The sequence below is a fragment of the Alsobacter sp. P4_H11 genome, from assembly GCF_056400925.1.
The window spans coordinates 16,327-28,966 of sequence record NZ_JBFUKI010000010.1 but is presented as its reverse complement, the minus strand read 5'-3'; the positions used below and the strand labels follow the sequence as shown (position 1 = coordinate 28,966).

At 66.3% G+C, this 12,640-nt stretch carries 13 protein-coding genes; 5 read left to right on the top strand and 8 right to left on the bottom strand.

All coding sequences use genetic code 11. The annotated features are described in order from the left end of the window. Positions 1 to 11: 11 nt before the first annotated feature. Both AC1DSZ_RS17710 and AC1DSZ_RS17705 read right to left on the bottom strand, forming a co-directional pair. Entirely contained in the window at positions 12 to 1,202 is a 1,191-nt protein-coding gene (locus AC1DSZ_RS17710) for an ABC transporter substrate-binding protein (protein ID WP_476839842.1), read from the bottom strand. Positions 1,203 to 1,465: 263 nt separating this feature from the next. Continuing rightward, positions 1,466 to 1,933, bottom strand: a complete 468-nt coding sequence (locus tag AC1DSZ_RS17705) for an NUDIX hydrolase (protein ID WP_476839674.1) — start codon at positions 1,931 to 1,933, stop codon at positions 1,466 to 1,468. A 131-nt stretch (positions 1,934 to 2,064) separates the two neighbouring features. Here AC1DSZ_RS17705 and AC1DSZ_RS17700 point away from each other — a divergent pair, with 131 nt between their 5' ends. Beyond that, a complete protein-coding gene (locus AC1DSZ_RS17700; RefSeq protein WP_476839673.1) occupies positions 2,065 to 2,997 on the top strand; it encodes a lipid kinase in 933 nt (310 codons plus the stop codon). A gap of 42 nt (positions 2,998 to 3,039) precedes the next feature. Here AC1DSZ_RS17700 and AC1DSZ_RS17695 read toward each other — a convergent pair whose 3' ends face one another. The 3 genes from AC1DSZ_RS17695 to AC1DSZ_RS17685 form a co-directional block, all read right to left on the bottom strand. Then, positions 3,040 to 4,587 (bottom strand): SpoVR family protein, encoded by a 1,548-nt coding sequence (locus AC1DSZ_RS17695; protein WP_476839672.1) that lies wholly within the window; start codon positions 4,585 to 4,587, stop codon positions 3,040 to 3,042. Beyond that, positions 4,587 to 5,921, bottom strand: coding sequence for a YeaH/YhbH family protein (locus AC1DSZ_RS17690; protein WP_476839671.1), 1,335 nt, complete (start codon positions 5,919 to 5,921; stop codon positions 4,587 to 4,589). Before AC1DSZ_RS17690 ends, AC1DSZ_RS17695 begins: the two co-directional genes overlap by 1 nt. Before the next feature lie 73 nt (positions 5,922 to 5,994). Continuing rightward, on the bottom strand, positions 5,995 to 7,941 hold the full coding sequence (locus AC1DSZ_RS17685) for a PrkA family serine protein kinase (protein ID WP_476839670.1): 1,947 nt from the start codon (positions 7,939 to 7,941) through the stop codon (positions 5,995 to 5,997). Positions 7,942 to 8,411: 470 nt separating this feature from the next. Here AC1DSZ_RS17685 and sugE point away from each other — a divergent pair, with 470 nt between their 5' ends. The 3 genes from sugE to AC1DSZ_RS17670 all read left to right on the top strand — a co-directional run bounded on the left by sugE (position 8,412) and on the right by AC1DSZ_RS17670 (position 9,679). Continuing rightward, a complete protein-coding gene (gene sugE / locus AC1DSZ_RS17680; RefSeq protein WP_476839669.1) occupies positions 8,412 to 8,726 on the top strand; it encodes a quaternary ammonium compound efflux SMR transporter SugE in 315 nt (104 codons plus the stop codon). A gap of 171 nt (positions 8,727 to 8,897) precedes the next feature. After that, positions 8,898 to 9,365, top strand: a complete 468-nt coding sequence (locus AC1DSZ_RS17675) for a hypothetical protein (protein WP_476839668.1) — start codon at positions 8,898 to 8,900, stop codon at positions 9,363 to 9,365. 107 nt (positions 9,366 to 9,472) lie between these two features. After that, positions 9,473 to 9,679, top strand: coding sequence for a hypothetical protein (locus AC1DSZ_RS17670; protein WP_476839667.1), 207 nt, complete (start codon positions 9,473 to 9,475; stop codon positions 9,677 to 9,679). Positions 9,680 to 9,757: 78 nt separating this feature from the next. Here AC1DSZ_RS17670 and AC1DSZ_RS17665 read toward each other — a convergent pair whose 3' ends face one another. Both AC1DSZ_RS17665 and AC1DSZ_RS17660 read right to left on the bottom strand, forming a co-directional pair. After that, entirely contained in the window at positions 9,758 to 10,033 is a 276-nt protein-coding gene (locus AC1DSZ_RS17665) for a helix-turn-helix domain-containing protein (protein ID WP_476839666.1), read from the bottom strand. A 13-nt stretch (positions 10,034 to 10,046) separates the two neighbouring features. Next, the gene (locus AC1DSZ_RS17660) at positions 10,047 to 10,547 is read right to left on the bottom strand and encodes a pyridoxamine 5'-phosphate oxidase family protein (RefSeq protein ID WP_188516768.1); all 501 of its coding nucleotides are present in this window, start codon (positions 10,545 to 10,547) and stop codon (positions 10,047 to 10,049) included. A gap of 153 nt (positions 10,548 to 10,700) precedes the next feature. Between AC1DSZ_RS17660 and AC1DSZ_RS17655 the strand changes: the two genes are divergently transcribed. After that, positions 10,701 to 11,369 (top strand): dienelactone hydrolase family protein, encoded by a 669-nt coding sequence (locus AC1DSZ_RS17655; RefSeq protein WP_476839665.1) that lies wholly within the window; start codon positions 10,701 to 10,703, stop codon positions 11,367 to 11,369. A 19-nt stretch (positions 11,370 to 11,388) separates the two neighbouring features. Here the strand turns inward: AC1DSZ_RS17655 and AC1DSZ_RS17650 are convergent, their stop codons facing one another. Beyond that, the gene (locus AC1DSZ_RS17650) at positions 11,389 to 12,636 is read right to left on the bottom strand and encodes an MFS transporter (RefSeq protein WP_476839664.1); all 1,248 of its coding nucleotides are present in this window, start codon (positions 12,634 to 12,636) and stop codon (positions 11,389 to 11,391) included. Between the last annotated feature and the right edge of the window lie 4 nt (positions 12,637 to 12,640).

The window sequence follows — 12,640 nt, the reverse complement described above, 5'->3', positions numbered from 1 at the left end:
CGCGGGGCCGCTTACTTGGTGGCCGGGCAACCGCTCTCGGCAGCCGTGAAGAACGCCTTTTCGCCCGGGATGGTCGAGAGCAGCTTGTAGTAGTCCCACGGTTTCTTGCTTTCCTCGGGCTTCTTGACCTCGAAGAGATACATGTCGTGGATCATGCGGCCATTGGCCAACACCTTGCCGTTGCGGCCGAAGGCGTCATCCACGGGCAGCTCCTTGAGCTTCGCCGCGACCTTGTCGGGATCCTTGCTGTCAGCCGCCTTCACGGCCTTGAGGTAGGACAGCACGGCCGAGTAGGTGCCGGCCTGGATCATGTTGGGCATCCGCTGCGTGCGCTTGAAGAAGCGGTCGCTGAACTCGCGCGAACGGTCGTCGAGGTCCCAGTAGAAGCCCTCGGTCAACACCAGGCCGCTCGACGACTTGAGACCGAGGCCATGGACCTCGGCGAGTGTCATCAGGAGACCGGCGAGCTTCTGGCCGCCCGCCATGAGGCCGAACTCGGCCGCCTGCTTCACCGAGTTCGTAGTGTCGAGGCCCGCATTGGCGAGGCCGACCACCTTTGCTTGCGAGGCCTGGGCCTGCAGCAGGAAGGACGAGAAGTCGGTGTTGTTGAGCGGGTGCTTCACCGCGCCCAGAACCTTGCCGCCCTCCTGCTTCACGAGCTTGGAGGTGTCTTCCTCGAGCTGGTAGCCGAAGGCGTAGTCGGCAGTGAGGAAGAACCAGCTGTCGCCGCCGGCCCGGGTGAGGGCGCCGCCGGTTCCGACCGCCAGCGCGCGGGTGTCGAACGCCCAATGGAAGCCGTAAGGCTGGCAAGCGTCGCCGGTGAGCCGCGAGGTGGCCGCGCCGACCACGATGTCGATCTTCTTCTTCGCCTTGGAGAGCTCATGCACGGCCAGCGCCACCGACGAGGTGGTCAGCTCGGTGATCATGTCGACATTGTCGACGTCATACCACTGGCGGGCGATGTTGGAGCCGATGTCCGGCTTGTTCTGGTGGTCGGCCGACACGAGCTCGACCTTCTGGCCGAGCACCGAGCCGCCGAAATCTTCGATGGCCATGCGGGCGGCCTCGACGGACCACTTGCCGCCGTAGTCGGCGTAAACGCCGGATTGGTCGTTCAGAATGCCGATCTTCACGCCGTCAGCCGCTTGCGCGGACACTGCGCTGGCCAGCGCGAGCGCGCCGAAAGCAGCCGAGAGAGCCAGGGTCTTGACGGCGGCGGCCGCCGACGATGCGGTGCGTTTCAATTGACGTCCTCCTGAAAGCGCCGGGGGGTGGCGCTGTCGTCGCGGCGGAGCCGCGATCTTTTTGTTGGTCTGCTACCCGCCACAAGCGTAGCGGCTGAGCGGAGGATAGTGCGGGGATTGGCGCTGGCAACAGGCGTTCGGTGAAAACGCCGTGCGTTTTTAGGCGTTTCTGCCTGCCGCGTCGGCAAACTAGACCAAAGTCGTAGACCGCCTGGGCCGGGCTACGACGGCGCCATGGTCTCTGGAGCGTGAGTTAAGGCGTTCTCGTCCTGTGCGTCGACGAATGCGAGCATCAGGTTGCTCAGCCCTGCCTCGTCCACCAGAAGCGCCGCCTCGTGCGGCGTCATCCAGGCGAGCCGTCGCACCGCCACCTCGCGAAACATCTTGAGCTGTTTGGTCACCCGCAGCGGATAAACCTGCACGCGCACCAGCACGAAGTGCTCCTTCATGCGTTTCCAGTACACATAGGAGCCAAGCGGCTTCTTGCCTGCCTTGCCCTTCAGGCCAGCTTCTTCCAGGGCTTCCTGGGCGGCGGCCTCATGCGGTTTCTTGCCCTTCATAGGCCAGCCTTTGGGAATCACCCAGCGTCCGGTGTCGCGGGACGTCGCGAGCAGCACCTCGAGCCGACCTTCGTGCTCCCGAAAGGGCAGCGCGGCGAACTGGGTCAGGGCTGCGTCGTCAATCCGCACGGTGTTCCGTCTCCTCCCGCGTCGCGGCAGATCCAGCCTGCACGAAATCGAGTAGGCCAGCCATGCAACGCCTCCGCTCTCGCCGCGTTTCAGCCTGCATATTGGCCGATTCCCCGGAAACGATGCGCCCCATGGAAAATAAGATCGAGGAGTCGCACGTGATGGCCGGCAAGCCGGCCCGAGCGGAGCCCGGCGCCGCAAGGCGTGCGCTGGTGCTCATCAACCCCAACAGCCGACGCGGCGCGGAAGCGGTCGACGAGGTCTCGCGCAGGCTCGAGGCGGGTGGCCTCGCGCTGCAGGTCGAGACGTTCACCAGCCCCGAAGAGGTCTCGTCGGACATCGTTCGCCGCGCTCCGGAGGTCGATTGCGTCGTGGTCTGCGGCGGGGACGGCAGCGTCAATGCGGCGGGGCCCGGGCTTCTCGAAACCCGCTTGCCGTTCGGGATCGTGCCGCTGGGGACCGGCAACGACCTGGCCCGCACCCTCGGCATCCCGGAAGACCTCGGCGCCGCGATCGACATCATCACGACCGGCAAGGAGCGCACGATCGACATCGGGCTCGTCAACGGCAAGCCGTTCTTCAACGTGGCGAGCCTTGGCATCTCGACCGATCTCGCCCACACGCTCACGTCGGACATCAAGCGTCGCTTCGGCCGTTTGGGATACGCGCTGGCCGCCATGAAGGTGCTCACGCATGCGCGCCCTTTCACGGCGACGATCATGCACAATGGCGCGCCGATCCGGGTGAAGACCTACCAGATCGCGGTCGGCAACGGCCGCTACTACGGCGGCGGGATGGCGGTGGCCGAGCACGCGACCATCGACGACCATCATCTCGATCTCTACAGCCTCGAACTCAGCAGCGTGTGGAAATTCGCCCTGATGCTGCGCGCCTTCCGGGCCGGCTCGCACGGCGCCTGGGAGGAGGTCCGCACCGTCCGCTGCACCGAGTTCGAGATCCATACGCGCAAGCCTCGGCCCGTGAACTGCGACGGCGAGATTTGTGCGCACACGCCTGCGAAATTCCAGGTCGTCCCCAAAGCCCTGCGGGTTTTCGCGCCCTAGGCGCGAAAACTGCGAACAGCGGCTTCGCACGAGAGGCCGCCGTCACCGGCCCATCGGCTGCGCGCTCGCCCGGTGTTCCTTCAGCACCATGCCGGTCGGGGCGTCGATCTCCTTCATCAGCACGTCATAGCCCCACAGGTCTGCGAGGTGCTGCAGCACGCGGCTGGCGTCCTCGCTCTCCAGCAGCATCTTGTTCACGACGTTGTGGTGCAGGATGAGGCGCCGGTCGCCCGCGAGGTCCACGTCCACGACCTGGATGTCCGGGTCGATCCACGCCACGTCGTACTGGCGCGCCAGGGCGCGGCGCATGCGCCGGTAGCCGCGCTCGTCGTGAATGGCGTCCACCCGCAGGTCCGGACGGTCCGGGTCGTCGACGACGTGGAACATGCGCCATTCGCGCATCAGCTTGGGGCTGAGGAACTGCAGCAGGAAGCTCTCGTCCCGGTAGTTCGCCCACACGTCGCGCAGAACGCCCATGGCGTCGCCCTTGCCGGCGATCTCCGGGAACCACTGACGGTCCTCCTCGGTCGGCTCCGTGCAGATGCGCTCGATGTCGGTCATCATCGCGAAGCCGATCGCGTAGGGGTTCAGGCCGCCATAGCGCGGATCGTCGTATTTCGGCTGGAACGTCACGTTGGTGTGCGACTTCAGGAACTCGAAATAGCTGCCGTCGTCGAGCATGCCCTGCTCGTGCAGGCGGTTCATGATCTTGTAGTGCACGAAGGTGGCGCAGCCCTCGTTCATCACCTTGGTCTGGCGCTGCGGGTAGAAATACTGCGCCACGTTGCGGACGATGCGCAGGATCTCGCGCTGCCAGGGCGCCAGCTTGGGCGCCGTCTTTTCCAGGAAGTAGAGCACGTTCTCCTGCGGCAGCTGCAGCAGCGCACGGCGGCGCTCCTCGTCGAGGTTGCCGGTGCGGATCTTCTCGGTCTTGGGCACTGTGCGCCAGAGATCGTTGAACATCTGCTCGTCATGCGCGCGCCTCTCGTTGGCGCGCCTCTCTTCCGAGCGCAGGTCGGGCTTGGAGCGCCGCGGATAGCGGTGCACAGCCTGGCTGTTTAGCGCATGGGCGGCGTCCAGCAACCGCTCCACCGCGAGGTGGCCATAGCGCTCCTCGCAATCGGAGATGTAGGTCTTGGCGAAGTCGAGGTAATCGAGGATGCCGTCCGCGTCGGTCCACTGCTTGAACAGATAGTTGTTCTTGAAGAAGTGGTTGTGCCCGAACGCCGCATGCGCAATCACCAGCGTCTGCATCGTGGCGGAGTTCTCCTCCATGATGTAGCTGATGCACGGGTTGGAGTTGATCACGATCTCATACGCGAGGTCGCCATAGCCGCGGCGGTACACCGCCTCGTGATGCGCGAAGTGCTTGCCAAAGCTCCAGTGCTTGTAGAACAGCGGCATGCCGGAGGACGAATAGGCGTCCAGCATCTGCTCGGCCGTGATGGTCTCGATCTGGTTGGGGTAGACGTCGAGCCCGAGCTCGCCCACGCCGATGCGCTCGCACGCGTCGTAGATCCGCCGAATCGTGTCGAAATCCCAGTCGTTGCTGTGGAACAGAAGCGGCTTGGGGATGAGATGCATGGTCATCAGGACGCCCCCACACGCTCCGCCTCGGCCCCCTGGCCGCGGCGGCGAAACAGCTCACGAAACACCGGGAAGATGTCCCGGCGGTGGCGGACCTGGCGCATCGCGAAGCGGGGCCCGGCCTCTTTGAGGCCGGAGTCCTGCATGGCCTCGTAGGCGCGCCACAGGTCGCTCGCCCGCGAGGTGAGGCCGAGCGACAGCGGCTCGTCCTCGGGCTTCACCTCCAGATAGGCGAAGTACTGCATCATCGGCAGGATCTGGTTCTGCAGCAGCGACACCGTGCGCTCGTTGTCGTTGGGCGCATTGTCGCCGTCGGAGGCCTGGGCGGCGTAGATGTTCCAGTCCTCGGGGCGATAGCGCTCCTGCAGCACCTTCAGCATTTCGACCAGCGCGGTGGAAACCACCGTGCCGCCGGTCTCGGTGGAGTGGAAGAACGTGTCCTCGTCCACCTCCTCGGCCGTATGCGTGTGGCGGATGAACACCAGTTCGACGTGCCGGTAGCGGCGCTTCAGGAAGATGTAGAGGAGCGCATAGAAGCGCTTCGCCAGGTCCTTCATGTGCTCCGTCATGGAGCCCGAGACGTCCATCAGGCAGATCATCACCGCCTGGGCGACCGGCTTGGGGTAGGGCGCGAACTGGCGGTAGCGCAGGTCGATCGGATCCACGAAGGGGATGAGCTTGCGCCGGCGCTCCAATCCCTCCAGCTTCACGCGCAGTGCGGCGACGCGCTCCGGCTCCACTCCTCGGCCTTCGAGGAGGGCGATCTCCTCCTCGAGCTCCTTCATCTCCGTCGATTTCGGCCGGTTCAGCGCGATGCGCCGCGAGAGGCTGTTGCGCATGGTGCGCGTCAGCGAGAGGTTTGCGGGCGATCCCGAGGTGGAGTAGCCGGCCCGCCGCCAGGCCGGGTTCTCCAGGTCCTCGACCCGCGTCTTGGCGAGGTCGGGCAGTTCGAGGTCTTCCAGGAACAGGTCCAGGAACTCGTCCTGCGACAGCACGAAGCGGAAATCGTCCTCGCCGCCGCCTTCTTCCGCGCCCTCGGAGCCGCCTCCGCCGGAGCCGCCCTGCGGCCGCGGGATCGTGTCGCCTTCGGTGAACTGCTTGTTGCCCGGCAGCACGTGCTCGCGCATGCCGCCCGCGCCCGAGCGGCGCAGGGAAGGCTCGCGCACCCCGTCGGACGGGATCGAGACTTCGCCTCCCTCGCCCATGTCCTTGATGGAGCGGTCGCGGGACTGGTCCCGCACCGCCCTGCGCACCAGGGACTGGGCCCGGCGCAGGAAGCGCTGGCGATTGCCGAGGCTCTTGCCTCCCGGGTTCAGGCGTCTGTCGACGATGTGCATCTTCGCTCCGCTCCGGCCGGGCGCCTCGAGCGGTCGATCTGACGCGATCAGACCGACCGCTGCGTGTTGGAAGCTACCCTGCCTGCTTGACCCGCATGTACCACTCGACCAGTCGTCGCACCTGGCGCTCGGTGTATCCGCGCTCGGTCATGCGGGCGACGAAGTCGGCGTGCTTCTTCTCGCTGTCGGAGTCCTTCTTGGACCCGAAGCTGATCACCGGCAGAAGCTCCTCGACCTGGCTGAACATCCGCTTCTCGATGACGTCGCGGATCTTCTCGTAGCTGGTCCAGGAGGGGTTCTTGCCGCCATGGCTCGCCCGCGAACGCAGCGCGAACTTGACGACTTCGTTGCGGAAGTCCTTGGGATTGGCGATGCCCGCCGGTTTCTCGATCTTGGTCAGCTCCTGATTGAGCAGCTCCCGGTTGAGCAACTGCCCGGTGTCGGAATCCTTGAAGTCCTGGTCCTCGATCCAGGCGTCGGCATAGTCGACATAGCGATCGAAGAGGTTCTGTCCGTAGTCGTGGTAGGACTCCAGGTAGGCCTTCTGGATCTCGTGGCCGATGAACTCCGCATAGCGCGGCGCGAGTTCGGCCTTAAGGAATTCGAGGTAGCGCTTCTCCACCGCCTCCGGCAGCTGCTCGCGCCGCACCGTCTGTTCCAGCACGTACATCAGGTGCACGGGATCGGCCGCGATCTCGGTGGTGTCGTGGTTGAAGGCCGCCGCCAGCACCTTGAAGGCGAAGCGCGTGGAAATGCCCTCCATGCCCTCGTCGACGCCGGCCGCATCCTTGTATTCCTGCAGCGAGCGGGCGCGCGGATCGACCTCGCGCAGGCTCTCGCCGTCATACACGCGCATCTTCGAGAACACGTTGGAGTTGGCGTGCTCGCGCAGCCGCGACAGCACCGCGAAGCGGGCCAGCATCTCCAGCGTGGCCGGGGCGCAGGGCGCGCCGGCGAGCTCCGATCCGCGGATCAGCTTCTCGTAGATCTTCTGCTCTTCGGTCGCCCGCAGGCAGTACGGCACCTTGATGACGTAGATGCGATCGATGAAGGCTTCGTTGTTCTTGTTGGTCTTGAAGCTCTGCCACTCCGCCTCGTTGGAGTGGGCCATCACGATGCCCTGGAACGGGATCGCGCCGATGTTCTCGGTGCCGACGTAGTTGCCCTCCTGCGTGGCCGTCAGCAGGGGATGCAGCATCTTGATCGGCGCCTTGAACATCTCGACGAATTCGAGCATGCCCTGGTTGGCCCGGTTGAGCCCGCCCGAGTAGCTGTAGGCGTCGGGATCGTTCTGCGACAGGTGCTCCAGCTTGCGGATGTCGACCTTGCCAACCAGGGACGAGATGTCCTGGTTGTTCTCGTCGCCCGGCTCCGTCTTGGAGATGCCGATCTGGCGCAGCCGCGAGGGGTTCACCTTCACGACCTTGAACTTCGAGATGTCGCCGCCGAACTCGTCCAGCCGCTTCAGGCACCACGGGCTCATGAGCCCGGTCAGGCGCCGGCGCGGGATGCCGTAGCGCTCCTCCAGCGTCTTGCCCATCTGTTCGGGATCGAACAAGCCGAGCGGGCTTTCGAAGATCGGGCTGAGGTCGCCGCCGGCCTTCAGCACGTAGATGGGATGGTTCTCCATCAGCGCCTTCAGGCGCTCCGCCAGCGAGGACTTGCCGCCGCCGACCGGTCCGAGCAGGTAGAGGATCTGCTTGCGCTCCTCCAACCCCTGCGCGGCGTGCCGGAAATAGGCGACGATGCGCTCGATCGTCTCCTCCATGCCGAAGAATTCGGCAAAGGCCGGGTAGGCCCGGATCGTCCGGTTCATGAAGATCCGGCCGAGCCGCGCATCCCGCGAGGTGTCGAGCATCTCGGGTTCGCCGATCGCGGCGAGGATCCGCTCCGCCGCGCTGGCGTACATCATCGGATCGTCGCGGCATCCTTCCAGATAGTCCTGCAAGGACATCTCGGTTTCGCGACGGGATTCATACGATCTCGCGTATGTCGTGAAGAGGTCAATGTTCGATGACATTTGCACCCGCGGGTTCAAGGCGCCTCAACGCAGCGATAACCTTTGGAGCGGACAAGGGTTGCGTCGGCGACACCGGCACTGCTCGCCCATCCAGGCTCCCACAAGAAGCTGGGAACTGATTGCGGCTGCCACGTGGCGCGCGGGCGGCGGCGGCGTACCGCGACCGACTTTCCGAAGGGTAGTATGCGTGTCCGCATCGAATCACCCCCGACTGGACCGATGCTACCATGGTCCAGCGCGAGCGTTGCATGATCCGGGCCAGTGTTCACCGCAACCGAAGGTGCGTGCCGTCGGCGCCACAGCCTCCGGTTGGGGGAGCCGGAAGGCGCGCCCGAGCGGTCGATAGTGGACCCGCCCGCGACCACGCGCCGCGTCAGGCGCGACTCCAAACAGCGCGCCGGCTTGCCTGGCGCCCGCTTCTGCTCGCATAAGCCACAAGCCCGATCCGCGGCGGCCCTATGGAGGCGCGAGTGTCCTGGTTGTATCTGCTCCTAGCCGGCCTGTTTGAAGTGGGCTGGGCCATCGGGCTGAAATACACCCACGGCTTCACCCGCCTCTGGCCGTCCCTCGCCACCCTGGCGAGCATGGGCGTCAGCCTCGGCCTGCTCGGCGTCGCGCTGAAGGACCTGCCCATCGGCACCGCCTATGCGGTCTGGACGGGCATCGGCGCCGTCGGCACGGCGATCCTTGGCGTGGTTCTGTTCGCCGAACCCGCCACGGCGGCGCGGTTCGTCTGCATCGGCCTGATCGTGGCCGGGATCCTCGGGCTCAAATTCGCCGCCTGACGAGCGGCATCCCGGCCCCGACAAAGAACGTCCCATTCTGGAACGTCATCGCAATCTTGCCGCAACTCGGGCGGAAGCTTCGAGCGTCGGTGGGACGGGGGTTCCTAACGAGGATCGGCCAAAGCCGGTCGCGTTCCGGCTAGTCGATCTTCTGCCCTGTGGGAGAAGGTCATGGAATACCGCGAATTCGACAAGCTGCGCGATGTCGCCGATGTGCGGGTCGCCGCCCGGCCGGTCTTGACCCGCCGCGAGCGGCTCGAGCGTTGGGCGACGCTGCTGGAGCAGGATCCGGCGCGCAGGTTGCGCTCGCTGGGCGAAATCGAGACCAAGACCGCCGCCGAGCGCGTGCAGATGCGCTCGCCCGACTCGCCTCTGACCGTCGCCTTCGAGGACAAGGTCCTGCGGGCCGATGGGCTGGCCAGCGACCGGTTGGGCGACGCGATCGACTACTTCGAAATGACCGACGACGACGCCCATCGTCTTCTCTGTTCGTGCATGAACGGCTGGACGATGTCGGCCGGCAAGGTGGCGCGCGGCGTGCGCAACCTCGCCAACCCGGACACGCGGCTTCAGAGCGCCGCCTGGGTGGTGGCGGGCGCGTTCCTGGTCACGCCGGTTCTGATGCTGTTCTTCGGCTGATGTTTGGCTCCGGATCGTCCGGCGGGACGGTCCGGACCATGAGCCATCACAACCCGGATCCACTCGCGCGCTCGGGCGTTGAGGGGCCTCCAGCGACAGGAGATCCCATGGCCGCCCAGACCCAAACCGACAAGCCGCAGTCGCTCGGCAAGTTCACGGTCACGCCAAGCGACGGCGTGTTCCACATGCGCATCGAAACCGAGGAGGGCGCAGTGCTCGACCTCACGGCGACGCGCGACCAGATCGACATCCTCGCCGACGCGCTCGACGACGTGCTCGCCGAAACCGAGGAGGATGACGCCGTCGAGGATTGATCGTCACCGTGACGCACGGGCCTGAACACCAAAAGGGGCCGCCCTTCCAGGCGGCCCCTTCTTTGTGCGTCGTTGCGGTTACCCGTCGTTCTCGGCGTTCAGGTCCTCGGGCCTCAGGCCCTCGTCCGCGGCGCCGCGCAAGCGAACGCCGGGCCCGTCGTCAAACTCGACCCCGGCCGCGCCAAGCGCCGAGATCAGCCGCATCGTCACGGCCTCGTCCGGGCTGATCGGCGATCCGCCGCGGGCTTCGATGTCCGCGAGCGCATCCAGGCTGATGCCGGCGCGCTCGGCCGCGTCCTCACGGGAAAGGCCCGCCAGCACGCGTGCCGCCCAGACCTGATTTCCCGTGAACATGGCGCGGACCCTCTCAGAAACGGACCGTGGCGTTTTCGCCGCCATTCGGTCTTTCTCCCGTCGTCACCGCTTTCAGGTAGCCATAGGCGTACAGCATGGTGCTGGAAGGGCTGTCCCAATATTCGGCGCCCTCGACCTTCACCTTGATGAGGCCGATCTTGGGATCCTCGGCGCCCTTCGGGAACCAGGTCCGCATGGCCTCGCTCCAGAGTTCCTTGGTTTTCGCCGTATCCTGGATCACCTCGGCCACGCCCGAGATCGAGACGTAGTTCTGCTTGCTCTCGTCCGAGTAGGTAACCAGAACCTGCGGGTCACGGCGGATCTCGATCACCTTCGGCGAGTCGATGTCCGTGAAGAACCAGAGGTTACCGTCGAATTCGACCGTCTTCGTGCCCATCGGTCGAGAATGCAGGTGGCCGTCCTCGCCGCGGGTCGCCATCATCGCGATATGGGCGTCCTTGATCAGGGACAGAACCTTGTCCCGAGCCGCCTGATCGTCTCTCTTCTCCACCATTGGGAGCTCCCGTTTCGGTTGATGCGTGTGGCGTGACAACCCATGCGCCCCGGTACGGTTCCGCCTCGCCGTCCTGCTCCCGGGCCATGGATTCCATCCGCCATGCGGGCTAAGCAGGGGAGGGGGCGCAAGGATCTCGGCAAAGGAACTGCCATGGGCGACTGGATCAAACTGGCTGCGTCGGACGGCGTCACGATCGACGCCTATCGGGCCCAGCCGACGGGAACGCCCAAGGCGGGGCTCGTGGTCCTGCAGGAAATCTTCGGCGTCAACGACCACATCCGCCGGGTGGCGGACGGCTTTGCGGCCGAAGGGTATCTGGCGATCGCGCCGGCGCTGTTTGATCGCGTGCGGCCAAAGATCGAACTCGGCTATGGGCCGGACGATATGAAGCAGGGCGTCGACATCCGGGCGCAGACGACGCTGGACGGCGCGCTCGCCGATACGGCGGCCGCCATCGAGGCGGTGTCCGGGGCCGGCAAGGTCGGCGTCGTCGGTTACTGCTGGGGCGGATCGCTCGCCTATATGGCGGCCGCGCGCCTGCCGGGCGTCGCCGCCGCGGTCGGGTATTACGGAGGCATGATCGCCTCGAACCTCGGCGAGATCCCCAAGGCGCCGACGATTCTGCACTTCGGCGAGAAGGACAAGCACATCCCGCTCACGGACGTGCAGAAGATCCAGGAGACCTTCCCGCAAATGTCGGTCTTCGTGTATCCGGCCGACCACGGCTTCAACTGCGACGCGCGCGGCAGCTACGACAAGCCCTCGGCCGATCTGGCGCGGGCGCGCACGCTCGAATTCTTCGCCGACAAGCTGAGGTGAGAGGCTCGGCGGTTGCGGCTCAAGACGCCGCGGCGTCCTGCCGGGCCGACCGAACCAGGCTCGCGAAAGCGACCAGCAGGACGAGCGCCACCGCCGAGAACGCAGCCGGGTAGCCGCCGAACGTCGAGGTGATCAAGCCAAAACTCGCCGGCCCGACCACGTAGCCCACGAAGGTCACGATGGTCGCGCCCGCGGTGGTCTCGCTCACCCGCCCCTTGGGCGCGTGGCGGGCGACCTCGGCCAGGTGGACGCCGTTCCAGCTCGACACCGTCACGCCTGCGACGCCGGCTACGACCATGACGAGCCAGAGTGGCCACGCGGCGGAAAGCGCGGCAAACGCCGCCATCGTGGCCGCGGCCGCGAGGGCGTTGATCAGGAGCGTGCGGACGCCCGACCCCCAGCGGTCTGACACCCAGCCCAGCGCGACCCGGCCAAACACGCCGGTCGCCTGCATCACCGCGAAAACGAGGCCGGCCGTGACGAGGTCGTAGCCGAGCCCGACCAGCCACGTCACCGTGAAGGCGAACAACGAGCCCTGGCCGACCGCAAAGCAGCAACCGGCCAGCGAGAGCCCGCGCAAGGGCGGCGACGAGATCACGGCCCGCAGCGGGCCCAGCATCGTGTGAAGCGAGAACAGGACGCCGGGCCCGACCGGCTGCCCCGGGTCGCGGTCCCGGTCGACGCTGGCGCGGATCGGCTGGACGACGAGCACGGTCGCGATCGGGACGAGCCCGACCAGGATCAGCGCCATGCGCCAGTCCATCCGCTCCACGAGGAACGGCAGCGCAAGCCCGGCCAGCACGCCGCCCAGCGGCACGCCTGCCTGCTTCAAGGAAAAGATCAGCGTGCGATGCGCCGGCGGCGCGTGTTTCAGCAGGATGTCGCTGCCAGCGGGCGCGGATGGCCCATAGCCCAGCCCCAGCAGCATGTTGGCGAGGAATGGCGCAAGCGCCCAGGGCGGGGTGAGAAGCGCCACGCCAGCGCCGCCGAGCAGCAGCCCTATCTGCAGCGTGCGTATCGGCCCGAAACGACGGATCAGCGGGTGGCCGATCATCAGGAAGATGATGGAGCCGAACGTCCCCGCGCCCGCGATGGCGCCGATCGATTCCGGTGCGAGGCCGGTGGCGGCCGTCATCACGGGGGCGACCGTCGGGACCAGCCTGCTCAGAAAGGCGCTGGTGGTCTGGATGCCGAGCGTCGCCAGCAGCGGCCAAAGCCACAGGGTGGCGGAAGGGGCGCGCGCCTGCACGCCCTCCGAACCGTTCATGCGC